The following is a 22,807-nucleotide window of genomic DNA, read 5'->3' as shown; positions in this document are numbered from 1 at the left end:
AAAGTTTCACATTTCATGGTTTTATTTTATCATATATTTGGAAATCCGTAAATTAGGAAAGTCATTGAATAATTGCTTTGTTTCTCAATTTGTCATTTTATAATGGTACAATCGGGTTACAATAGAAGAACATAGATAGAGCAAGGAGTTGAGAGAGATGAATTTGGTAGTAGAAACAATGGCGGCACGTTGGTACAAAGAGCAAATGGAGTTAGTAGACGGTGACAACTTGCGGATTTTCGTAAAAATGGGTGGTTGCGGAAGTGTGTGCCCTGGATTATCACTCGGTATTACGAAGGATGAACCTAAAAGTCCGGGACTTACACATACGATAGAGGGCATTCATTTTTATATGGAAGAAGATAATCTCTGGTATCTGGACAGCAAAAATCTAACCATTTCTTTCGATGAAAAGTTGGAAGAGATCAATATGATCGTTGGATAAATGGTTGACCGTATAAATTGCTTATACATGCTATAAGTGAAGAAGAAGTAAGAATAAGAACAGGTTAACATTATCATTTAGGGATAAAGATATGTCCTGGTATGTATAGAGAGGTATTTGATATGACGGATAATTTTTGGCGTGATTTACCACGACCTTTTTTTGTACTGGCGCCTATGGAAGATGTGACGGATGTTGTGTTTCGCCATGTCGTAAGTGAAGCAGCCAGACCGGATGTGTTTTTTACGGAGTTTGCGAATACAGAGAGCTATTGTCACCCGGAGGGGCACCATAGTGTGCGCGGGCGTTTGACTTTTACAGCAGATGAGCAGCCTATTGTAGCCCATATCTGGGGAGATAAGCCGGAATTCTTTCGTCAAATGAGTATCGGCATGGCGAAAGAAGGGTTTAAAGGTATCGATATCAATATGGGTTGTCCTGTAGCGAATGTAGCTGAGAATGGCAAGGGAAGCGGTCTAATCTGCCGTCCCGAAGTTGCAGCGGATATTATCCAGGCTGCCAAAGCCGGGGGATTGCCCGTCAGTGTAAAAACAAGGCTCGGCTTCACTGCAGTAGACGAATGGCGCGACTGGTTAACTCATATTTTGAAACAGGACATTGTTAATCTTTCCATTCATCTGCGGACAAGAGAGGAAATGAGCAAAGTAGACGCTCACTGGGAACTGATTCCGGAGATTAAGAAACTTCGTGATGAGGTGGCACCAGATACACTTCTAACCATTAACGGGGATATTCCTGATCGCCAGACTGGATTGAAGCTCGCTGAACAATACGGTGTGGATGGAATTATGATCGGACGCGGTATTTTCCAAAATCCGTTTGCTTTTGAGAAGGAGAAGAAGGAACACAGCAGTGAGGAATTGCTTGATCTGCTGCGGCTGCACCTAGATCTCCATGATAAATATTCAGCACTGGAGCGACGTTCATTCAGCGCTCTTACGCGTTTCTTCAAAATTTATGTCCGTGGATTTAAAGGGGCAGGTGAATTGAGAAATAGCTTAATGAATGCCAAGTCAACAAGTGAAGTACGTGCGTTGCTTGATGAATTTGTGGTGGATGAACAGTAAAGGTTGATACTTTAAACATAGGAGGGAGGCGTGTAGCCTCTCTCTTTTTATTTTTTTGGCGAAAGGGTTAATAAAGGTTTAGGGGTGCTAGTTTTAGAAAAATGCGAGCAAGTATATTAGAGCGAAAGGCAATCATACAACAGGAGATGACTTAGCATGAACAAACTGGTTATACTATTAATTACGGCAGCAACTATACTGACTGCTTGTAGTAATCAAAGAGATATTAGCAATAATGCTGAAGAAAATCAGCAATCCGTGCAGACAGAAGCTGTGGAAGAAAACAAACAACTTGCAGAAGAAAGTACGAACCATGATGAATGGTCTTCATTACCTGAATACGACACTATTATTCAAAATATCGAAAAGAAAGACTACACTATCAAAACGGTAACCGATAACGAAAGAGAACGAGTTCTTTTGCTTACGAACCAAGAAGGTAAAGAGCAATATAAGACCATATTTATCAAAAATACGAATCGCTTTAAAATGATTAATATGGATGGGGAAGGGCTAATTTTCAATGATATTTTAGAAAGTAAATAGAAGGGGGAAATGAATATGACAACGAGTCCGAGCAGCAGTAAAAAGGAGTTATCGCTGGAACAGCATGAGGAGCTACTCAAACTATTAAAAGTACGCTTTGAGAAAAATATGATCCGTCATGCAGACCTTGAATGGGCTAATGTACAAGCAAAGCTTGAAGCTCAATCCGAAAAATTATGGTCACTTCATGAAATGGAGAAGACCGAAGGCGAGCCGGATGTTGTTGGTTACGATGCACACTCGGGCGAATACATTTTCTATGATTGTTCAGCGGAAAGTCCTAAAGGGCGTAGAAGTGTTTGTTACGACCATGAAGCATTGGAGTCCAGGAAACAACACAAACCAGAAAATAGCGCCATTCATATGGCAGCTGCCATGGGCATTGAGCTTTTAACGGAAGAACAATACCGAGAGCTGCAGAAGCTAGGAGAGTTCGATAAGAAAACATCGAGTTGGGTGCAAACACCTGCTACTATTAGAAAACTTGGTGGGGCTATTTTTTGTGATCGACGTTATGATATGGTCTTTGTGTACCACAATGGGGCAGAATCGTATTATGCTGCTAGAGGATTCCGTGGCTCACTAAGGGTATAAATAGTAGGAGAAGGGTGCCTTGGGCGTACTGATACCCATGGGTAATCAATACCGAAGTGCTGCTAAACAAGCGGGGGATTAATTTCTCCCGCTTGTTTTTAGTTCTTAAAGTGTGGGGTTAGGAGTTGGTAGGGAAACGGGTACCCATAGTTTGGACACTTCAAGAAGGTGCAAGTTAAGGGTACCTTTTTGTATAATAGGGAAAGCAACGGAAGGATTATATGAGTAATAAAATCGATGACTATAATCTGAATAGAAACCTACCAATGAAAGTAGTGATATACAATGAATTTGGAAACGGTCATGCAAGAGCTTGAAGCTCTTAGCAAGGAACGAACGAAGAAAATATATATGTCCAATGGTGCTCATGAGCCGCTTTTTGGTGTGGCTACAGGTCAAATGAAGCCAATCGTGAAAAAAATCAAGATCAATCAAGAGTTGGCTGAACAGCTTTATGCCACAGGGAATTATGATGCTATGTACTTTGCTGGCATAATTGCAGATCCGAAAGCAATGACGAAGGCGGATTTTGATCGTTGGATGGATTCGGCCTATTTTTATATGCTGTCTGATTATGTGGTTGCGGTAACTTTAGCTGAAGCAGATATTGCACAAGAAGTTGCAGATGATTGGATCTCAAGCGGTGAAGAACTGAAAATGTCAGCAGGTTGGAGCTGCTACTGCTGGCTTTTGGGTAATCGCAAAGATCATGAATTTTCCGAAAGCAAGATGGCCAATATGCTTGAAACGGTGAAAAATACGATTCACGATGCTCCTGAAAGAACGAAGTACTCGATGAATAATTTTCTATACACCGTAGCCACTTCCTACACGCCATTGCACGATCTTGCGGTTGATACTGCGAAGGTAGTAGGTCCGGTAGAAGTCCAAACTGACAAGGCTAAAAGTAAGTTCATTAATGCTTCTGATAATATTCAAAAGGCAGTGGATAAAGGGCAGGTTGGATTTAAACGAAAACATGTAAGGTGTTAATCTCGTTGGTAGCTACAAGAAATGATTCAATAGAAGTATGAACGAATAGCAGCTCAGTTGGGAGACTTCAAAGGGGGCCGATCCCCCTTTGAACTCGTCAAATACACAAAAAACACGCCATCTGTTGGCGTGTTTTTTGTCTTTGCAGGCTGAATATGATGGATTACGCGATCTGCAAAGTTGTAAATCGTACTAAGGATTAAAATTCTATCGTCTATGCTAAATCACAACTAGTTCTTTAGCATACTGCTTACCTGCCGAGAGAATGTTGTCGCTCAGTACAGTATTATTAACAGACCGTGCAAGAACAAGGGAGCCTACCATAGAACCGATGAGTGAGCTGCCTTTAGATGTATCAATTTCCGCCAGATCAGAGATAAAGGCAATCATCCGCTCCAGTTCATGGGTGAATACTTGCCGAACTTCTTCAGAAGAGCGGGATATCTCGCCAGAAAGGGCAGGAATAATGCAGCCCATTTCTGTGTTGTCGCGGTGATACGAACTTAAGTAATAATCAATGACTGTATTGATCTTGGAGCTCTGCTTCTCCTGGTCAGCAGCTTGTTGCAGTAATGCGATGGTATCGCTGATGGCATGTCGGCAGGCTTCGGCGACCAACTGTTCTTTGTTGTCAAAGTGTGAATAAAACCCTCCATGAGTCAATCCGGCTCCTTTCATAATGAACGGAACACTTACAGCGTGGATACCATTGGTACGAAAAGCTTTGGCAGCACTTTCGACGATCATATTACGCACTTTTATCTTATGCCCTTTGGGATACGGTATTGTAATCACTCCACAGCTTTATCATTCTATTTTTAAAATATTATAATCATCATAATAAAGTGTGTCAATTTAGTAAATTGGTAGCTGTTAGCTTAAGAAAGGCTAAACACGGATGTTGACGTTTTTAAAATATGACGACTATAATATATTATGATCATCATATTTTAAAGTAACTTCAACTGGAGGTATCAAAATATGAGTAAGCTTGAATCCGTAGAAACGTTAGTTATTGGATCGGGTCCGGGAGGTTATGTGGCGGCGCTGCGATCTTCACAGCTTGGTATGAAGACGGCGATTGTTGAACGCAGTCAGCTTGGCGGGGTCTGTACACATGTTGGTTGTATTCCATCCAAAGCATTAATTGCAGAATCGCATCGCTATGATTTGCTCAGATCATTTAATAATGCAGATTCGGCAGCATCTTTTAAAACAGCTCAGGATTTCAAGCAGGGAATTGTAAATAAGCAGGCTGGCGGAGTTCGTTATTTATTACAGACTGCTGGTGTTAGTATTTTGGAAGGTGAGGCTAGTTTGGTTGATGAACATACAGCTGTTATTACTCAGTCTGGACAGGAGCAAACCATTTCTTTTAAACAAGCCATATTGGCAACGGGATCTCGTCCCATTGAGCTGCAAGCATTTCCAATTGGAGGACGTATTTTATCTTCCACAGAAGCTCTGTCACTCCCTGAAATTCCGACCAGCATTGTCGTTATAGGTGGCGGATATATTGGTGTAGAACTGGGACAAATGTATGCCAAATTTGGATCAAAGGTAACGATTCTGGAGGGAGGAGCACAAGTTCTTCCGGGATTCGAGACTGATCTTACAGCACCTGTTGTACGACAGTTGAATGCCGATGGTATTAACCTTATAACCAGTGCGACAGTTGAGAAAGCAGTACAGAATGCGGATGCTATTACCCTACATTATTTAAAAAATCAGGAGCAGCATCATGTTACTGCAGAATATGCGTTAGTTACGATCGGCAGAAAACCAAACACAGACGGAAATTTAGGGTTAGAGCGCATTGGATTGCCAGTAACGAGCAAGGGATTCATAACGACAGATAGACAATGCAGAACTTCTATTTCACATATATTCGCAATTGGAGATATCACAGCTGGTCCAGCACTCGCTCATAAGGCGTCCTATGAAGCCAAGATTGCGGCAGAAGCGATTGCAGGTCTTACTTCTGAGGTTGATTATAAAGCCATTCCGCTCGTCGTCTTTTCTCATCCAGAACTGGCCAGCGTTGGCTTAAGCGAAACGGAAGCAAAGGAAAATGGCATCCCGATTGTTATTGGAAAAGCCTCTTTTGCGATCAACGGAAGAGCATTGGCGTTGAAGGAAATCGAGGGATTTGTCAAGATTGTAGCGGACCAGACCTCAGGCATTGTGATAGGTGCACAAATCGTTGGAGTGGAGGCATCAACACTTGTATCGGAGCTTGCACTTGCTATCGAGATGGGGGCTACCGTGGAGGACTTAGCTATGACGATTCATCCTCATCCCACATTGGGTGAAGTAATTATGGAAGCTGCCGAAAACGCGGCTAGAAAAATGAAATATTGATGGTACGATAAGAGATGTGACAATGTCGCCAAGGGAAGTTGAAAGATAGTCTGAGAACAATATTTTTCAATATTGAGACGTAATAAAAGATGAGGAATCATGGTATGTCAAAAAACGATAACATGTTGGCCATTCTATGGATGTTGAATACAGGCGGAAAAATGACTGCTAAGCAAATAGCCGAGAAGTTAGAAATAAATGTACGGACCGTATATCGGTATATCGATGCATTGTGTGCAAGTGGAGTGCCTATCATATCAGATGCAGGTCATCATGGCGGGTATAGCTTGCTGAATCATTTTATTAGAGCACCGCTGCTATTTGATATGGAAGAAAAAAAGGCACTCCTTCATGCTGCTGTGTTTGCAAAAGAAGCGGGATACCCTTTGAGTGAGGCATTAGGCAGTGCGACATCAAAATTGAAAATGTATTCGAATCAGGAGCAGGAAAGCAACCTTAGTCGTCAATTAACTGGATTTGAAGTTATCAATCGTACGGCAGTTTCTCCTACCGTTCAGCCGATATTGGCGGAATTGGAGCGGGCTGTAGCAAATGAGTTTTCTGTAGAAATGGAATATCGAACAGGCCGTGAAGAGCATTCCAAGAACAGGTTGGTAGATCCTTATGGAATGGTTTACTGGAATAATAAATGGTATACGGTTTCCTTTTGCCACCTTAGAAATGAGATACGAAGCTTTCGAGTAGATCGAATTCTACAAATTAAACATACTCAACACCTATTTAAGCGCCCTGACACCTTTTCTGCCCGTGAATTTTTCATGCAAAATCTACTGCCTGATTTAACGGGCAAGAACGGGTTAATTTCTTTATGTATCGAAGGCAGGCCAGAGGCATTGGATGAATTAAGCCTGCATTGGTATTTGGGGCATTATCTGATAGAGCGTACAGCGGATCAAGCAATCTTTTTACTTGAGGAAGAAGCTATTCATACTCATGTACCTTATTTACTTTTCTCCTATGGGAAATCCATTCAAGTAATCGAACCTCTGAGTATGAAGGATCGACTTATTGCTATTGCATCGGAATTAATAGAACATTATCAACATTAATAGCTTCACTGACAGCAGATGTCAGTGAAGCTATTTTATTATGAAGATAAATAACTCATTAATTACCGATGAATGGTTAGTATCACTTAATGGATGTGAAAATAAGGGGGATTTGAAAATGAATCATACAGTATATCTTTATGTGTTTGACACAATGGCAGACTGGGAAATTGGTTACGTAACTGCTGAGCTAAATTCGGGAAGGTATTTTAAAAAGGGGCTGTCCCCATCGAAAATAGTTACCGTTGGAATTGACAAGAATCCTGTAACTACAATGGGTGGAGTGAAGATACTACCTGACATGACACTGGCTGAGTGCAGCATAGATAGCATTGATGCATTGATTTTACCTGGTGGGGACACGTGGACAGAAGCCATTCACCAACCTATTTTAAAAATCGCTGAGCGTTGTTTAAAGGAAGACATAGTAGTTGCTGCGATTTGTGGCGCTACAATGGGACTTGCCCAGATGGGATTACTGGATTCACGTTGGCATACAAGCAATGATCTGGAATACCTTAAAATGGTCTGTCCTACTTACACAGGCGAAGCGTATTACAAGTTAGGGTCTGCTGTAACGGATGGGAAGTTGATTACGGCATCTGGAGTAGCTCCATTAGAATTTTCCGTACATGTCTTGAAAGCGCTAGGTGTGTTTTCCCAAAAAACGTTACAAGCTTGGTATAGCCTTAATAAGACTCGTGAATCTCAATATTATTATGAGTTGATGGATTCCATTCAATAAAGGTATAAGCAAGTACGGGGAATTTTAGGTGCCCAATGTTACCTTTACATAGGCGGATGCATAGGATAACGGTATAAACGATTCATTCATGAGAGGAACATGCACATGAGTATGAATTTGTACTGTAAGTCATGCAACAGCTATCAATGGCACAGCCAAGCCATGGCTAACAACGGGAGTAACCATCATTCCATTTATAATTGGTATCCGCATCAATATAACTGGAACAACCACCAGTATGATAATGATAGACTAATTCAGTTGAAGGATTATGGTCCAAATCCATTTGTCGTGAATATCGATCAAGCTTCTGAGCAAAATCGTAATTACCGCACTGTTTTATGGACGGGTAAGCATTTACAAGTCGCTTTGATGAGCATTAATGTTGGGGATGATATCGGTTTAGAAGTCCATCCCGGAACAGATCAATTCATACGGATTGAAGAAGGCGAAGGGCTTGTACGGATGGGAGATAGAAAAGATAACTTAACGATTGAACAAAGAGTCGACGATGACTATGCGATCATGGTCCCCGCTGGAACATGGCATAATATAATCAATACAGGTAGAAAACCACTCAAAGTTTACACCATTTATGCCCCGCCAGAGCATCCATTTGGCACGATTCAAGAAACAAAGGCGATTGCGATGGCTTCTGAGTAAACGGCTACTATTTGCTACTATAATTAAGAAAAGTTCAGTCGATGGGTGGAAGTGAAATTAACCGGACTCTTTCAAAATGGAGGGTCCGGTTCTTTATTTTCAGAAAAGGAAAAAGCCTCTGCTAATGCATGAAGAGAGACAAGAAGCTTAAACTAGAGTTCTTTCCAAATGTTAAAGGTAGGCCAATCCTCTCATTTTAATGTAGACGCGAAATAGCTTGGATTTGTCCTATGGGCAGCTGAGTGTTTTAGTCGTGCCAAGGTGGATGTTATGGACAAAAGTGCATCTATTTTAAGTAGAATGCGCCATTTTGCTTTAGATATGGACAAAAATACAGTTATTTTCCTCGATTAGGCACTGAAAGGGGCAAAGAAACAAAAATAAATGTATTTTTGACGTTAATCTCCCCAATAAGCTTATTTTCAGCTTAAATACCTGCATAATTGTCACTAATCTAAACTTCACTAATGAAGCTCTGGTTCTGACTTAAAAGTGCAGCCGCATGCTTTAGCCCATTTCATTGCTTTCTCCATAATCTCATTACAAAGGTTTCTTTTCCAGCTTGATAGGCATGCGATAGCCCGCCTTAGTCATTTGTTCATTCGATTTATCAATTTCGGTGATATCGTTGGCGACAACGAGTATATCTATAATAGGTTTGGGTATACATCGATACAGACATCTCAACTATAACAAACAAAGTGTTGATGTGTGGGAATGGAGACAGGGATGAAGAAAAACATTTACTTTAACCATGACGGCAGCGTTGATGATTTAACTTCATTGTTTTTGCTGCTGCAAATGGACAATGTAAATTTGACAGGGGTTTCGGTTATTCCTGCGGATAGCTACTTAGAACCAGCTATGTTGGCAAGCCGTAAAATTATCGATCGCTTTGGCAGCGGCAGAAGATTGGAAGTTGCAGCGTCTAATTCCCGAGGAAAAAATCCTTTTCCAAAGGAATGGCGCATGCATGCATTCTATGTTGAGGCACTTCCGCTGCTGAATGAGTCTGGCAAAGTCATAACTCCAGTGGCTGACAAGCCAGCACATCTGCATCTTATCGATACGCTGCGTGCTGCGGAAGGAAAGACGACCTTGTTATTTACGGGTCCGTTGACTGACCTCGCTCGTGCTTTGGATATCGATTCTACGATTGAAGAAAAAATAGAGCGCCTTGTGTGGATGGGTGGAACGTTCCGTGAAGAAGGCAATGTACAAGAACCTGAGCATGATGGAACAGCAGAATGGAATGTATTTTGGGACCCTGAAGCTGCTGCACGTGTGTGGGCGAGCGGCATCCAAATTGATCTTGTCGCATTAGAAAGCACAATTCAAGTGCCGCTCACTTTACATATTCGTCAGCGTTGGGCGAAGGAACGTAAGCATATCGGTTTAGATTTCCTTGGACAAAGCTATGCGATCGTTCCGCCGCTTGTTCACTTTGAAACGAATTCGACGTATTACTTGTGGGATGTTCTAACGGCAGCATTTATCGGCAAAAACGATTTGGTAAAGGTGCAAACGGTAAACAGCATTGTTATTACTGATGGTGCAAGTCAAGGCCGGACGGTTGCAACCGATGTAGGTCGCCCAGTACAGGTCATTTATGATGTGGATCGTGAGGCATTTTTTGATTACATTACAGAACTTGCGAAAAAAGTAGGGGGACGTGTTTTCTAAATAACAGAAAAAAACGATGCATCCACTTGAACGAGATGCTTACGCACTAAAAATCCTATTTAGTGGAAGCATTAAAATGAAGCTAGCGTTACCTAAGGAAGTCATCCATGAAATGCGAATATTGCCAGCATGAATAATGAATAATAATGAGACGGAATGTTTTATGCTCAAGCCGAACACCGAAGGAAAGTGGGAACATACAAGACAATGAAATTATTGGGCGTAGGCAACTTATTATTATACAGCATAATTATTGGCGGGATTACAGGACTACTGACATGGTGCTTTTTAGCTGTCGTTTCGTTTACCACTCATCTTATTTGGACTGATATACCGAATATGATGAATATGAAATTTTGGACTGTACTCGTCTGTCTAGTCGGAGGTATTTTGGTTGGTTTGTGTCAAAAATACTTTGGCAATTACCCGCGCACGATGGATGATGTACTTGCTGAATTCAAGTCAACAAACAGAATCGACTATAGCTCTTTATATAAAAGTGTAATAACTGCGATATGTGTTCTTTCTTTTGGAGCCAGTCTTGGTCCTGAGGCGGCTCTGGTTGGTATTGTGGGAGGTCTTGCTACGTGGGCAGGGGATGCCATTAAATCATTTGTTAAGAAAAGAACGGTATTGAATGAACATGGTGATCTTGTTATTGAGTATAGTGTGGAGGCAGCAGTGGGCATGATTTTTAGGGCTCCGCTATTTGGAGCGTCTTCCTTGCTTGAAAATAAAAATATGTCTAAACGCATCAAATGGATGAAGACCCTTGTTTATGTGGTGACTACCATTGCAGGTTTTGTCGTATTTTTGCTGCTCTCTAAAATAGACAATAGACAGTTTTCTCTCGCTGATTTTGGAGCGGCGTCAGTAGGGATGAATGAAATGATTGCGGTAATCCCTTTAGTTTTGCTGGGGGTATTGCTCGCAAATTTATACAAGCTGTTCGGACATATTCTCCATAAGATACTCAAACTGCTGGAACCTTACAAAATAATAAAGGCGGTTATTGGAGGATTGGTGCTCGGGACAATCGGTACGCTGCTCCCGATTACCTTATTTTCCGGGGAGCATGAGCTGACAACATTAGCTGCTGAATGGGCTCATACGTCTGCTTATGTATTGCTGCTCGTAGGTATTGTGAAGTTATTTTTAACGGAGTTTTGTTTAGTTTCAGGTTGGCGGGGAGGACACATCTTTCCGATTATTTTCGCAGGGGTAAGTATCGGATACGGGATCGCGATATTATTTCCTATCGATCCGGTAACCTCGATTACCATTGTCACTACTGCGCTGTCCAGTGCAGTGCTAGGGAAGCCAATCGCAGTTATTCTACTCTTTGTGTTAATCTTCCCTCTCAAGCTAATATTGCTAATGGTCGCAGCAGCGTATTTGCCGATGTATATCGTAAAGTTGAAAGGGGGAGCACCTGAAGTTTCCGGATGAAAATTGCCTGCCTAATTTAAAGGAGCCGTGCGCGAACACGGCTCTTAGACCTACTTAAGCTGCTTACACCAACACATGAAAATGTTTGCTACCATCAAACTCAATTAACTCCTCGCCCTTACTCACTCGGCTTACTAAATCTGGATTGGCAAGGAAAGGACGTCCGAATGCTGCTGCATCAATCGTTTCTGCCTCCACTGCCTGTTCGGCAAGCTCTGGATTTAAATTACCGACACCGATAATATGCCCATCCCAGTATTTGCGGACAAGCTCATGCAAAGTTAGGCCGTCGGCAATTACTTGGCTAAAGTCCATCGTAGAAGGGTGGATCATCGTTAATCCACTTTCTTTAAAGGCCTCGACAAAGGTCTGAATCGCCGCATCTGGATCTTCCCACATATAATCACGCACATCATCTTTCAAGGCTGAGAAGCGCATGATGGTTCGCTCGGCTCCTATTTCAGAAATAACCGCCTTCGTCACTTCTTTCATGAAGGTGAGGCGCTGGCGCAAGTCGCCGCCGTATTCGTCTTGACGGTGATTGGATATGTCCGAATTGAATTGATCGATCAAATAGCCGTGGGCGCCGTGAATTTCAACACCGTCAAAACCAGCGCTTATAGCGTTGCGGGCTGCCACCGCATACTGTTGAATCACTTCTTCGATATCGGCAAGCGACATTTCCTCTGGGGTATCATATGGTTTGCCCAAGCGGTGCACATGGCCGTTTGCTTGTATCGCTGAAGGAGCTTGCGGGGGAAGACCGCCGGCAATTTCATGGTGGGTAAGCCGTCCGACATGCCATATTTGCGCAATAATCGTTCCGCCTGCTTGATGCACGGCATCGGTTACCCTTTTCCATCCATCGATTTGTTCCTCAGTAAATAAACCAGGCAAGCCTATCGTTCCTTTTCCACGAGGACTAATAATAATTCCTTCTGTAATGATAAGGCCTACGCCGTCAGCCGCTCGTTTGCGATAATATTCGACCACATCAGAGCCAACAACCCCTGTCTCATTATCAGCAAAACAACGTGTCATCGGCGCCATTACGATCCGGTTGCGAAGGTTCCATGCGCCCATTTGGATGGGCCGCAATAGTTGTGTTTTTTCGGTATTCATAAGTATCACTCCATTTTTATAATCGTTTTTACGAGTCGCTTTCCTTATGATTTATGGTAATGGATCAATACTTAATTTTACAGGTTACATTGAAGGAATTATGCTATAGTGAATTTGAAATTCAAGTTATTAGGAAGATATTTCTTTTAAATTAAAGGAGTGCTTTCGAATGGATCATGTGGACAAGGAAATTGTCATGATTTTGCAGGAACAGGCTCGCATCTCCATGACTGAATTGGGCAAAATGATTGGCTTGTCTCAACCAGCGGCTACCGAGAGAGTTCGTAGGATGGAAGAGAAAGGTGTCATTCAACAATATCGAGCCGTTGTTTCTCCAGAGAAAATGCATAAATGCATTAGTGCCTATCTGCTTTTTCATACGAAGCGCTGTGAGAAGTTTGTTGAATTTTGCAAGGAATATCCCGATGTGCTGGAACTGCACAGAATAAGCGGACAATATAACTATTTGCTGAAAGTCGTCACGGATACGATGGAGACATTGGAGGCATTTATTAATGCCAGTGGAGAGCATGGAGATTCTACTACTTTAATCGTCATGTCCTCGTTAATTGATCAGAAGTCTATTATTCCTTCAGTGATAGAGGAGTAATTCGGGGTGGGGTATTACATAATCAACATAAGAAAGCAGCATGTGAGAGGATGAGACAAACATGATTCGCATGAAAGAACGAAATGAGTGGCTGGCTAATCAATTGATTACGAGCAGCAGTGACATGATGTTTGCAGGAGTTGTTGCTGGCGATAATCCCGGAGAAGTATGGGTGGATGATGAGTTGAATCCTTCATCTGCATTAGTGTGGTCTAGCGGGTTAGGTTGCTTTACTTTTATGGGGGATGCTAGAAATCACGCATTTAATCAGTCTATTGAAAAGCTTATAGAGGATGAAGTGATTCCTTTCTTGAAACATAAAGATGTCTCATACTTTGAGTTCTCGGTAGATTCAGAGGATTGGTATCCTGCTCTTTACGAATATATCGGCAATCGTAAAATAGATAAAAGCTATCAGTATGTATACAAGTCCACGATGGAGCCTGTCCAAGCTTCTAGTTCGGATGCGATAGGGGATTTTAAAGTAGTAGAAATAAATGAAACGCTGCTGTTAGAGCTGGATAAGCGTGAGTTGAAAAATGCAGATTTCTTAGTTAATTATATCGAGCAATACTGGGGAACGATCAGCAACTATATAGAAAATGGATATGGTTATGCTGCGCTTTCGGAAATGAATGAAGTAGCGAGTATAGCGGTCTCCTCTGCAAAGTTCCAGTCCACACAATCGATTGGTGTAGAAACGTTGGAGAATTATCAAAGACAAGGATTGTCTGGTTCATTGGTTACATTATTGCTGCAAAAATTCAATGAGTGTCAGATTATTGCGTGGTGGGATTGCATGGAGAGCAATATCGCTTCGCAAAAAACGGCAGAGAAAGCTGGGCTATCCCGATCTCATCGCTACCAAATAAACTGGTTTCATTTTTAATTAGTGCCGAACACGGTGGGCGAGTTCATATGTAATCCTTGCTAAAACATGACGTTCGGTACGTTTAATCTTTCCATTCGGCAGTCTTATTGGACTAGCGGGTGTCACAGAGGCTATTTAGCTTACATACACTTATTTTGAAACGTAATGGCTGTCAGAGAGCTTATTTTCCTAATGGAATGATGTCATTCACTATAATTACTAAAATAAGCTCTCTCAAGACTGTTAGAGTTCTAATATACACGATTTTGTAAAAATAGCGTCAATGACGTTCGTTAGAGTGACATCAATAAACAGGGCTAGGGACATAACATCCTGGATAAGGATTGATATCTTGTATCGCAGCAAACGGGTATTGCTTGGCTGCAAATTGATTCTGATATAAGTACTCTTGAATAATGACTGTACCTCCGCTAATGCTGCATAATAGTCCGCTCACACCTTGCCCATTCGCTAAAGATACGCCTACTGGCTGACCTTGCAATTGAATCGCTTTTTGATACCAAGGCGGCATTCGTCTCACCTCCTTAGGCATTGTATGCAAAATATGCAGGCGGGTGCAGCAGATTGTAAGGGTAGAATCTAAAACCGAATCTTCCTACCTACTTATTAGAGGGATCTTGAATCCCATTCTCCTATTTTTATTTAGCAGCGACTCTGCTATGATCTTGGCGGGATTTAACAAAATGACTACGAGAATGGTTCTATTTACGTTTAGTGATCACTACATGCTGAACCATTTGATTTGAAAGAGATTTAACTTTAAAAAAGGGGGCTAGTTATGCTGAGGGATCGTTCCTTTGAACAGGGCGAAAGTGTAGAAGAAGAGGAGGCATTTCATATAAACGTAGTAGAGGAGAAAATATGTACTGGTAATGAGGATGAAAGGGTGCTGCGCAAGCGTACTCAAGTATGTATAGTTGGAGCTGGGCCGGCAGGGCTCATTCTTGCACTGTTGCTGCAGCAGGCAGGGATTGCATGCATTGTTGTAGAGCGGCAGACTAGGGAGTATGTAGAGACACGTGCGAGAGCCGGTTTCCTTGAGCATCGCATCGTGGAATTTCTGCGTCGCAACGGGTTCTCGCAGGGATTGGATCTTCATGGTGCAGTCCATACGACTTGTGAATTTCGACTTGAGGGGCGCCAATACATGGTGCCATATGGTGAAATGTCAGGCTGTGCTCATACCGTATATCCACAGCAATTCGTGGTGAAGGATTTAATCCAGCTGTTTATTTCACGTGGGGGAACCCTGCTATTTTCTCATCCTGTTGTCGAAATAGAAGGGCTTGAGGACGAGCGTGTCCATCATGCGGTGGTTACTTGTCATGCTGATGATAAGCTCAATGATCAGACGATTGTCAAACTGGAATGCGACTTTGTGGCGGGATGTGATGGCTTCCACGGCATTGCCCGCGCTTCGATTCCACCAGAACGCTTTTCTACGGTAACGAAGCAGTATGGGATCGGATGGCTTGCCCTTCTTGCCGAGGTGCCGTCATCAACAGAGAGGGTTATCTATGCGCTCCATGAATCGGGCTTCGCTGGGCAGATGCCTCGTACTCCGCAAGTGACTCGATTTTATTTGGAATGTTCGCTAGAAGATTCAGAAGCAGATTGGCCGGAAGAACGTATATGGAGCGAGCTGTGCAAGCGTATGGCTGTTGATAGGAACGGTAATGACAAGCTAGCTGCTGGACGGATTATTGAGCGCAGAGTGCTCGAAATGCGAAGCGTGGTCACCGAATCTATGCAATATGGGAGACTCTTTCTAGCTGGAGATGCGGCGCATATTATTACACCTGTTGGAGCGAAGGGGATGAACCTTGCTATAGCGGACGCTGAAGTTCTTGCAGAAGCTTTCATTGCTTATTACCGTAACGGTGACGAAACGCAGTTGAATACGTACACGGAAGCACGATTGCCGCATGTGTGGCAGACGATTGAGTTTTCCGATTGGATGCTGCGCTTGATTCATAATCTGGAAGAAAGCGGGAGCCGAACATTCTCCGATCGCTTGCGTAGGGCAAGGCTTGAGCGTCTGTGTGAACAAGGAGATTACGCGGCTACTTTTGCAGCTAATTATGTTGGGAAATAGAAGAGATAGAGGAACAAATAGATGGAAGTAAACAGCAAGTAGACAGCGACTAGAAGGGATCGGTAGACCGCATAGAGAGCGGTCTATTTTTTTATGGTTACAAGCATGATTGCTTTTTAGGTAAGGAATACGGTTATGGATTAACCAGCTGCTCCACATAGGGTTCGAATCATGCTTATTATTATGCTGTGAAAATTTTGATGTAATTTAAAACTTTCATTTGATAATATTGGATTAAAATGTATGCATGATAACGTGTGCAATGTACATACTTCTATGCATCATAAAGCGACACTAATGTCAGTTTTTTATCAGGGGGAAAAGAAATGAATCTAGGATGGAACATCGATACAGACGAGAAAAGACGTGCTTTGCTGGCTCAAGTAAGAAATGTTACATTATCAGCGCTTCAACAATATACGTTGGAGTGGAGTCAAATTAAGCTTAACAAAATATCCGACACAATTACGTTTAAAATAAACACAGAATTAGACGAAACATTCTTACTTCGTATTCATAACAACAGCAGATCTAAAGCAGAGATTCAATCTGAAATGATGCTGCTTCAGGTATTAGGCAACCATGGCCTTACTGTTCCTCAAGGACAGGCAAGCCGTACTGACGAGTATGTGCTTGAGATGGTATCCGAAGAAGGTGAGACTTTATACATAACGTTGATGAGTTGGTTGGAAGGGGAACTGCTGAGCGATGCACCTTCAGAAACTCAGGCTATGAATACGGGGATATTAATGGCAAGACTGCATCGAGCGGCTGCCTCTTTTGTTCCAGATGCTAATCATACATTTCCTACTTGGGGAGCAGATAGCTTCCGTAAAAGTATGGCTAAGCTTGAGCAGTACTACGACCGATTCTTATCTGATAAGGCATGGGGAATGTACCAAGCTGCCGCTGATAAGATCATAGCGGATCTAGAGGCGATGGAGAAAAATGAAAGTGCTCGTAATTTTGGGTTAATTCATGCCGATCTGCACTTTGAAAATGTCATTTTCAGAGGGGAAGAGGCTTTCCCCATAGATTTCGCAAGAAGTGGCTACGGCTATTATTTGTATGATATTGCAGGTACGATATTAGGGCTTGGCGGGAAACATAGACAGCTCTTCCTTAAAGGTTATGAAAGTGTAAGGAAGCTAGATGAGGGCTATATGCGTCCGCTTGCGAGTATGTTCGTCATGTTTATGATCGAGAATTACTGCCATCATTCTTCTGATCCTAGAGAAACGGCTGGTCTGATCGCAGAACAGCCGTATGCACAGGCGATTATTCAGAGCTATTTGCAAGATCGTCCATTTTTATTTGAACCACTTGAACCGATAACGGTTGAGTAGCCGAATCGTGGTTTCAGCATTGAATTTATGCTGTGGACCTTATTTTCTGACTGCTTCAAAGGTATAACATTGTTTGGCATGACTAGGCTGCCGTCCATCTACATAGTCTGCAGATACAACCACATCGCTGAAACCAATGCTTTCAAGCACAAGCTTGAACTCTTCTAAACCATACCAACGTATGGCGAAGCGCTGCAATTCCGTTTGTACGAGATTGCCGTTTCGCCATTTTTCATATTTTAAATGAGAGACTTTGAACTGGTTGAATAAATCAGCTTCGACGAGCTTGCTTTCCATAGTAATGAGATCACCGTTCGGGAAATGGAATGTAGACGTTCCTGCGAATGAACCCACTTCAAAGTTAGCATCGGGCAGGAAGAGATCAAGAATGAGTCTGCCGCCAGGTTGAAGATGTTCATAGAGTCGTTTCAAAACATCTAGTGATTGTTGACGATCTTCAATTAATAGAAAAGAACCGCAAGGAATAATAATCGCCTCATATTGATGAGACAGAGATAGCTGCTGCAGATCGGCTTGCACTAGATTCGCTTGAAGTCCACGTTCTTCACAATGCTGACGGCAGACAGCGAGCATTTCTGGGGAATAGTCTGTTCCATCCACGGTAAGACCAGCTTCGAGCAGAGGAATCATCACTCGTCCTGAACCAACCATTACCTCTAGGATGCGACCTTTGCATGCTGCGAGTTTCTGTTGGTAGAATTCAATATCGCCACCAATAGAATGCCCGACTGGCTTAGTCAGTTCGTACACTTCCGTACAAAGTTCTCCGTAATAACTAAACGACATCGTAGTTCTCCTTTATACTATTTGTAAATTTGACCCAATTATAAAATTATAGCGGGTAACGGTCAAGAGGCTTATTCTTTTATATGACGAAATAGTCTTTGGTTGTCTTACTTAACGGAGTTATCACAATTATTGTTCGACAATAACGGACAAAAAATCGGATAATTCTTCAAATTCTACTTTACGCGTGATCCAACAATAACTATAATAAGTAATAGATTTATGCAAACGTTTTCATAGAATAATAGACTATCAAGAATAGACAAAAAGGGTGTGACTGGCCTTGAAAATGATGAGACGAATACTAGCAACATGTGTAGCGCTCGGGATGCTTCTTCCTTATGTGCCTACGGGTCAAACAGCAGAAGCAGCAGCTAAAGCTCATAACGGAACGATGATGCAGTATTTTGAATGGTATCTCCCTAATGATGGACTTCATTGGAAACGTTTGCAGAATGACGCCGCCAATCTAGCGGATAAAGGAATTACAGCGGTATGGATTCCGCCTGCCTACAAAGGAACGCAGCAAAATGATGTTGGCTATGGAGCCTATGATTTATATGACTTGGGTGAATTTAATCAAAAAGGAACGGTTCGTACCAAGTACGGTACGAAAGGCGAACTGAAGTCAGCCATCGATACACTGCACACTCAAAATATCGATGTATATGGCGACGTGGTTATGAACCATAAGGGCGGAGCTGACTTTACGGAGAAAGTAACTTCTGTTGAGGTCGATCCGAACAATCGTAACCGTGAAACATCTGGAGATTATCAGATTGATGCGTGGACAGGCTTTGACTTTAAGGGACGTGCAAATACATACTCGGATTTCAAGTGGAACTGGTATCATTTTAACGGAACAGATTGGGATGAAGGCAGAGACTTGAATCGTATTTATAAGTTTAGAGGTATCGGTAAAGCATGGGACTGGGAAGTATCCAGCGAAAAAGGAAACTATGATTACCTGATGTTTGCCGATCTTGATTTTGATCATCCTGATGTGGCAAACGAAATGAAGCGTTGGGGTACATGGTACGCGAATGAATTGAATCTGGATGGTTTCCGTTTAGATGCGGTCAAGCATATTAAGCATGACTATTTGGGTGACTGGGTGAACCATGTTAGACAGCAGACTGGAAAAGAGCTGTTTACGGTAGCAGAGTACTGGCAGAATGATGTTAATGCGCTGAACAATTATTTGGCGAAAACGAACTACAATCAATCAGTGTTTGATGCACCGCTGCATTATAACTTCCATTATGCTTCGAATGGTCATGGCAATTACGATATGAGAAATATTTTGAATGGAACGGTGGTAGCTAACCATCCGACGTTAGCGGTCACACTGGTTGAAAACCATGATTCTCAGCCTGGACAGGCATTGGAATCGGTCGTGAGCCCTTGGTTTAAACCGTTGGCATATGCGCTTATTTTGACTCGTGAGCAAGGTTATCCTTCCGTGTTCTATGGCGACTACTATGGTACAAAAGGCAGCAGCACGTATGAAATTCCAGCGATGAAGGACAAGCTTGATCCGATGCTGAAAGCTCGCAAAGACTATGCGTACGGCAAGCAGCATGATTATTTGGATCATTGGGATGTAATCGGCTGGACGCGTGAAGGCGAGAGCACTCGTGCGAAGTCCGGCTTGGCAACCCTTATTACAGATGGACCAGGCGGTTCCAAATGGATGAACGTTGGTAAGCAAAATGCTGGAGAAGTGTGGTACGACATGACAGGCAATCGCAAGGAAACGGTTACGATCAACCAAGATGGCTGGGGCGAGTTCCATGTGAATGGCGGTTCTGTGTCCATTTATGTAGAAAAGTAAAAATGATAGAGAGCGTCAAAGGCACTTGCAAGGGTCTATCTCTGTTTTTGAGACAGGGGAGCTTGATGTCTTTGGCGCTTTTTTGTATTTCCTAGTTCAATTGGAAAGAGAAAAATCGACCGTATTCATTATGAATACGGTCGATTTTGCTACTATATTAAAATGTGTAACTTAAGGTAAGACTTTAATAGGACGAATTTGTGTAATTCCACTCTTCGGATGAACATGGACCACAGCATCTCCAGGGCTCAACGCGGTAGCCTTCCCGTATTGGTCTAGACTTATTACTCCATGTCCGCTGATCAATGTCGCGCTAAATCCTTTACCGGAAAACTGATACGTTTCACCCACTCTTAACTCAAGAACAGGATGAACGGTACTGGATTGAATCCCAACAGATGATTGACTTACGTTTTCAGCACCAAGAGCTCCAACGGAACCTGACAGAAGACCGAACGCTAATACAGTGGACATCAACACTTTGCTTACATATTTCATTTACAAACACCTCCATAAGAATTATGCCGATGTTCGTGGTGTATGAGTATTATGGTTGCAATCGATCTTCCGACTCGATGCGCAAGAGCAGAAAGATCCGAACGGCGACAAGTTCATTTTACGATCATAGGGAAGTTTTTACTATTAAGAAATGGTAAATATTTGATAAAGTTTGGTTATAGATTGATGAAAATGATAGAACCGTATCTCTGGAGAAGTCTTTGCAGACGTTGATGGAGCGCAATTTGGAAGCTTTGTTTGCATGTGTAGAGATCCACCCGCAGACCAGATGCATTTCAGTTTATGTAAAGGTGAGTCAGATGAGATTGTATTGGAGCGGGCAAAAGTATTGAACCAACAAAGCTATGAGATGAGTTGAGGAATCAGAAAGTTTGCTGAACATTGTATATAGTAATAGTAACGCACGATCCTCAAAAGGTCGTGCGTTGTGTTTATTCTTCACTTTTATAATTTGGTGAAAATTTTGATATACTAGATAGGTAGAACCATAATTTCAAAGAACTATATTAAGAAGTCCTTATTGATGGATTTTGTGTCCGTTCAGAATGTCGATTTCTTTGGTTCAACTTCTATAGATATAAGAAAGAAATGAGAAGGTGGGTGGACAGCGTGGATTTGAAACGGCTTGATGAATTAAAATCAGTACTGGACGCACATCGTCCATTGCCTGTGGCGGCAGTTCGTAATTTGAATGAAGTATTTCGTGTGGAATGGACGTACCATTCCAATGCCATCGAAGGCAATACGTTAACGCTGCTTGAGACGAAGATTGTATTGGAAGAAGGCTTGACGATTGGGGGTAAGAAGCTCCTAGAACATTTCGAAGTCATTAACCATGCTGAAGCGATTCAATATGTGCAAGATATCGTTGATCGCAAGCAATCTCTCTCGGAGCATGTAATCAAGTCGATTCATCAGCTTGTCCTTAAAAATATTGCAGAAGATGCTGGAACATATCGAACGGTCAATGTAAGAATATCGGGTTCGCAACATGTGCCGCCGTCTTACACACATGTTTCTGAACAGATGGAGCAACTTATCCAGTGGTATGATGAGCAACGACAAAGCCTGCATCCTGTGTTGCTAGCAGCAGAGTTCCATTTCCGATTTGTTTATATTCACCCTTTTTCAGATGGGAATGGACGAACGGCAAGGTTGTTAATGAACCTTATTTTGATGACTTATGGATACCCTCCGGCGATTGTGAAGGCTACTGATTCCATGAGACTACGTTACTATGAGACGTTGGAACAAGCCAGTGTGGAAGGGCAATTGGAACCGTTTATTCAGTTGATGATGGAATGTGTAATGGATAGTTTGCAGGCGTATTTATTTGCGGTGGGTGAAGAATAATCGTTCCATCCTATTGTATTTTGCTATTCAAGGATTTCGAGCTCGATGACCGAACGAATCGGTGGGTAAGGTTCTAACTGATCGAGTTCCGCCTTCACCCTCACCTGCTGTCCAATTTCTAACGTATTGTACAGTTTCTCATCCACAAAGTAGTAAGCGATATCTTGCTCCCGATTGTCTTCTATGAGCTGATTACGAGTCTTCGTCATAATTTCTTCTTTGGCTAGGTTAGGAATTAGAAGAATGAGATATCTATTTTCCCATCTTATTGTTTTCTCTACAATTCTGCCTGCATCTATACGGAAGTCTTCATTTATAGCGTTTTGTTCATTGTTTTTCGGTTCCATTTCTTGTGAGCTGCTTGTGCATCCTGTCATGGAAGCAATAACAATGAGTAAGGCCAGCAGTATTCGATTCATGATGTTCCTCCTATAGACATAGTGGGTTCGGAGCATAACGTTGTAGTATGGGACACACATTATGAATTTCTCTTTCTAGCTTTAGACGATAGTTCTTTTTATAGGTTGCAAGTCTTTCGCATAGGAATCTTTATTTTCAGCAAAAAATCCGTTTTACCGTAAATGAGCTCCGT

23 protein-coding genes are annotated in these 22,807 nt (G+C 42.2%); 17 read left to right on the top strand and 6 right to left on the bottom strand.

All coding sequences use genetic code 11. The features are described 5' to 3' along the window. Positions 1-157: 157 nt before the first annotated feature. The 5 genes from NQ117_RS22220 to NQ117_RS22200 all read left to right on the top strand — a co-directional run bounded on the left by NQ117_RS22220 (position 158) and on the right by NQ117_RS22200 (position 3,666). A complete protein-coding gene (locus NQ117_RS22220) occupies positions 158-445 on the top strand; it encodes a HesB/YadR/YfhF family protein (RefSeq protein ID WP_258280201.1) in 288 nt (95 codons plus the stop codon). Positions 446-567: 122 nt separating this feature from the next. After that, a complete protein-coding gene (locus NQ117_RS22215) occupies positions 568-1,533 on the top strand; it encodes a tRNA dihydrouridine synthase (protein ID WP_258280200.1) in 966 nt (321 codons plus the stop codon). A gap of 156 nt (positions 1,534-1,689) precedes the next feature. Continuing rightward, complete coding sequence (locus NQ117_RS22210; RefSeq protein WP_258280199.1) at positions 1,690-2,079, top strand: hypothetical protein; 390 nt, start codon at positions 1,690-1,692, stop codon at positions 2,077-2,079. A gap of 15 nt (positions 2,080-2,094) precedes the next feature. Continuing rightward, complete coding sequence (locus tag NQ117_RS22205) at positions 2,095-2,673, top strand: DUF4256 domain-containing protein (RefSeq protein WP_258280198.1); 579 nt, start codon at positions 2,095-2,097, stop codon at positions 2,671-2,673. A gap of 285 nt (positions 2,674-2,958) precedes the next feature. Continuing rightward, the gene (locus tag NQ117_RS22200; RefSeq protein WP_258280197.1) at positions 2,959-3,666 is read left to right on the top strand and encodes a DNA alkylation repair protein; all 708 of its coding nucleotides are present in this window, start codon (positions 2,959-2,961) and stop codon (positions 3,664-3,666) included. Positions 3,667-3,885: 219 nt separating this feature from the next. Here NQ117_RS22200 and NQ117_RS22195 read toward each other — a convergent pair whose 3' ends face one another. Next, entirely contained in the window at positions 3,886-4,452 is a 567-nt protein-coding gene (locus NQ117_RS22195; protein WP_258280244.1) for a TetR/AcrR family transcriptional regulator, read from the bottom strand. Between the two features lie 195 nt (positions 4,453-4,647). On the opposite strand from NQ117_RS22195, the gene lpdA reads away from it, so the two are divergent. The 6 genes from lpdA (at position 4,648) to NQ117_RS22165 (ending at position 11,637) form a co-directional block, all read left to right on the top strand. After that, positions 4,648-6,027, top strand: coding sequence for a dihydrolipoyl dehydrogenase (lpdA, locus tag NQ117_RS22190; protein WP_258280196.1), 1,380 nt, complete (start codon positions 4,648-4,650; stop codon positions 6,025-6,027). Between the two features lie 104 nt (positions 6,028-6,131). Beyond that, positions 6,132-7,097, top strand: a complete 966-nt coding sequence (locus tag NQ117_RS22185) for a helix-turn-helix transcriptional regulator (protein ID WP_258280195.1) — start codon at positions 6,132-6,134, stop codon at positions 7,095-7,097. A 118-nt stretch (positions 7,098-7,215) separates the two neighbouring features. After that, complete coding sequence (locus tag NQ117_RS22180; RefSeq protein ID WP_258280194.1) at positions 7,216-7,842, top strand: type 1 glutamine amidotransferase family protein; 627 nt, start codon at positions 7,216-7,218, stop codon at positions 7,840-7,842. A gap of 117 nt (positions 7,843-7,959) precedes the next feature. Next, entirely contained in the window at positions 7,960-8,505 is a 546-nt protein-coding gene (locus tag NQ117_RS22175) for a cupin domain-containing protein (RefSeq protein ID WP_375163119.1), read from the top strand. 729 nt (positions 8,506-9,234) lie between these two features. Then, a complete protein-coding gene (locus tag NQ117_RS22170; protein WP_258280193.1) occupies positions 9,235-10,188 on the top strand; it encodes a nucleoside hydrolase in 954 nt (317 codons plus the stop codon). 207 nt (positions 10,189-10,395) lie between these two features. Further along, positions 10,396-11,637 (top strand): chloride channel protein, encoded by a 1,242-nt coding sequence (locus tag NQ117_RS22165; RefSeq protein ID WP_258280192.1) that lies wholly within the window; start codon positions 10,396-10,398, stop codon positions 11,635-11,637. 63 nt (positions 11,638-11,700) lie between these two features. Here NQ117_RS22165 and NQ117_RS22160 read toward each other — a convergent pair whose 3' ends face one another. Then, on the bottom strand, positions 11,701-12,810 hold the full coding sequence (locus tag NQ117_RS22160; RefSeq protein WP_375163118.1) for an alkene reductase: 1,110 nt from the start codon (positions 12,808-12,810) through the stop codon (positions 11,701-11,703). 118 nt (positions 12,811-12,928) lie between these two features. On the opposite strand from NQ117_RS22160, the gene NQ117_RS22155 reads away from it, so the two are divergent. Further along, positions 12,929-13,369, top strand: coding sequence for an Lrp/AsnC family transcriptional regulator (locus NQ117_RS22155; RefSeq protein WP_258280191.1), 441 nt, complete (start codon positions 12,929-12,931; stop codon positions 13,367-13,369). A 61-nt stretch (positions 13,370-13,430) separates the two neighbouring features. Then, the gene (locus tag NQ117_RS22150; protein WP_258280190.1) at positions 13,431-14,258 is read left to right on the top strand and encodes a GNAT family N-acetyltransferase; all 828 of its coding nucleotides are present in this window, start codon (positions 13,431-13,433) and stop codon (positions 14,256-14,258) included. 286 nt (positions 14,259-14,544) lie between these two features. Here NQ117_RS22150 and NQ117_RS22145 read toward each other — a convergent pair whose 3' ends face one another. Continuing rightward, positions 14,545-14,772 carry a hypothetical protein gene (locus tag NQ117_RS22145; protein ID WP_258280189.1) on the bottom strand — a complete coding sequence of 76 codons (228 nt, stop codon included), beginning with the start codon at positions 14,770-14,772 and terminating at the stop codon, positions 14,545-14,547. Between the two features lie 267 nt (positions 14,773-15,039). On the opposite strand from NQ117_RS22145, the gene NQ117_RS22140 reads away from it, so the two are divergent. Together NQ117_RS22140 and NQ117_RS22135 are read left to right on the top strand one after the other, a co-directional pair. Beyond that, positions 15,040-16,356 carry a 4-hydroxybenzoate 3-monooxygenase gene (locus NQ117_RS22140; RefSeq protein WP_258280188.1) on the top strand — a complete coding sequence of 439 codons (1,317 nt, stop codon included), beginning with the start codon at positions 15,040-15,042 and terminating at the stop codon, positions 16,354-16,356. Between the two features lie 326 nt (positions 16,357-16,682). Beyond that, positions 16,683-17,702 carry a phosphotransferase enzyme family protein gene (locus NQ117_RS22135; RefSeq protein WP_258280187.1) on the top strand — a complete coding sequence of 340 codons (1,020 nt, stop codon included), beginning with the start codon at positions 16,683-16,685 and terminating at the stop codon, positions 17,700-17,702. Between the two features lie 39 nt (positions 17,703-17,741). Here the strand turns inward: NQ117_RS22135 and NQ117_RS22130 are convergent, their stop codons facing one another. Next, complete coding sequence (locus tag NQ117_RS22130) at positions 17,742-18,509, bottom strand: class I SAM-dependent methyltransferase (RefSeq protein WP_258280186.1); 768 nt, start codon at positions 18,507-18,509, stop codon at positions 17,742-17,744. Positions 18,510-18,798: 289 nt separating this feature from the next. Between NQ117_RS22130 and amyS the strand changes: the two genes are divergently transcribed. Next, entirely contained in the window at positions 18,799-20,343 is a 1,545-nt protein-coding gene (gene amyS / locus NQ117_RS22125; RefSeq protein ID WP_258280242.1) for an alpha-amylase, read from the top strand. A 171-nt stretch (positions 20,344-20,514) separates the two neighbouring features. Here amyS and NQ117_RS22120 read toward each other — a convergent pair whose 3' ends face one another. Further along, entirely contained in the window at positions 20,515-20,841 is a 327-nt protein-coding gene (locus tag NQ117_RS22120) for a BLB8/JUQZ-1 family protein (RefSeq protein ID WP_258280185.1), read from the bottom strand. A gap of 630 nt (positions 20,842-21,471) precedes the next feature. On the opposite strand from NQ117_RS22120, the gene NQ117_RS22115 reads away from it, so the two are divergent. Beyond that, entirely contained in the window at positions 21,472-22,215 is a 744-nt protein-coding gene (locus NQ117_RS22115) for a Fic family protein (protein WP_375163115.1), read from the top strand. 23 nt (positions 22,216-22,238) lie between these two features. Here NQ117_RS22115 and NQ117_RS22110 read toward each other — a convergent pair whose 3' ends face one another. After that, complete coding sequence (locus tag NQ117_RS22110) at positions 22,239-22,634, bottom strand: YobA family protein (protein ID WP_258280183.1); 396 nt, start codon at positions 22,632-22,634, stop codon at positions 22,239-22,241. Positions 22,635-22,807: the final 173 nt, after the last annotated feature.

Source organism: Paenibacillus sp. SC116, from assembly GCF_024733555.1.
GTDB lineage: Bacteria > Bacillota > Bacilli > Paenibacillales > Paenibacillaceae > Paenibacillus_B.
Note: the sequence above shows the minus strand (reverse complement) of the source record. Positions and strands in the feature narration are given on the sequence as shown.

Excerpts from the sequence above, each read along its gene's own strand:
- lpdA (WP_258280196.1), top strand. The coding sequence starts at position 4,648 with ATGAGTAAGCTTGAATCCGTAGAAACGTTAGTTATTGGATCGGGTCCG.
- NQ117_RS22210 (WP_258280199.1), top strand. The coding sequence starts at position 1,690 with ATGAACAAACTGGTTATACTATTAATTACGGCAGCAACTATACTGACT.
- amyS (WP_258280242.1), top strand. The coding sequence starts at position 18,799 with ATGATGAGACGAATACTAGCAACATGTGTAGCGCTCGGGATGCTTCTT.
- NQ117_RS22145 (WP_258280189.1), bottom strand. The coding sequence starts at position 14,772 with ATGCCGCCTTGGTATCAAAAAGCGATTCAATTGCAAGGTCAGCCAGTA.
- NQ117_RS22150 (WP_258280190.1), top strand. The coding sequence starts at position 13,431 with ATGATTCGCATGAAAGAACGAAATGAGTGGCTGGCTAATCAATTGATT.
- NQ117_RS22215 (WP_258280200.1), top strand. The coding sequence starts at position 568 with ATGACGGATAATTTTTGGCGTGATTTACCACGACCTTTTTTTGTACTG.
- NQ117_RS22170 (WP_258280193.1), top strand. The coding sequence starts at position 9,235 with ATGAAGAAAAACATTTACTTTAACCATGACGGCAGCGTTGATGATTTA.
- NQ117_RS22110 (WP_258280183.1), bottom strand. The coding sequence starts at position 22,634 with ATGAATCGAATACTGCTGGCCTTACTCATTGTTATTGCTTCCATGACA.
- NQ117_RS22200 (WP_258280197.1), top strand. The coding sequence starts at position 2,959 with ATGAATTTGGAAACGGTCATGCAAGAGCTTGAAGCTCTTAGCAAGGAA.
- NQ117_RS22130 (WP_258280186.1), bottom strand. The coding sequence starts at position 18,509 with ATGTCGTTTAGTTATTACGGAGAACTTTGTACGGAAGTGTACGAACTG.
- NQ117_RS22205 (WP_258280198.1), top strand. The coding sequence starts at position 2,095 with ATGACAACGAGTCCGAGCAGCAGTAAAAAGGAGTTATCGCTGGAACAG.
- NQ117_RS22180 (WP_258280194.1), top strand. The coding sequence starts at position 7,216 with ATGAATCATACAGTATATCTTTATGTGTTTGACACAATGGCAGACTGG.
- NQ117_RS22155 (WP_258280191.1), top strand. The coding sequence starts at position 12,929 with ATGGATCATGTGGACAAGGAAATTGTCATGATTTTGCAGGAACAGGCT.
- NQ117_RS22165 (WP_258280192.1), top strand. The coding sequence starts at position 10,396 with ATGAAATTATTGGGCGTAGGCAACTTATTATTATACAGCATAATTATT.
- NQ117_RS22120 (WP_258280185.1), bottom strand. The coding sequence starts at position 20,841 with ATGAAATATGTAAGCAAAGTGTTGATGTCCACTGTATTAGCGTTCGGT.
- NQ117_RS22185 (WP_258280195.1), top strand. The coding sequence starts at position 6,132 with ATGTCAAAAAACGATAACATGTTGGCCATTCTATGGATGTTGAATACA.
- NQ117_RS22220 (WP_258280201.1), top strand. The coding sequence starts at position 158 with ATGAATTTGGTAGTAGAAACAATGGCGGCACGTTGGTACAAAGAGCAA.
- NQ117_RS22135 (WP_258280187.1), top strand. The coding sequence starts at position 16,683 with ATGAATCTAGGATGGAACATCGATACAGACGAGAAAAGACGTGCTTTG.
- NQ117_RS22140 (WP_258280188.1), top strand. The coding sequence starts at position 15,040 with ATGCTGAGGGATCGTTCCTTTGAACAGGGCGAAAGTGTAGAAGAAGAG.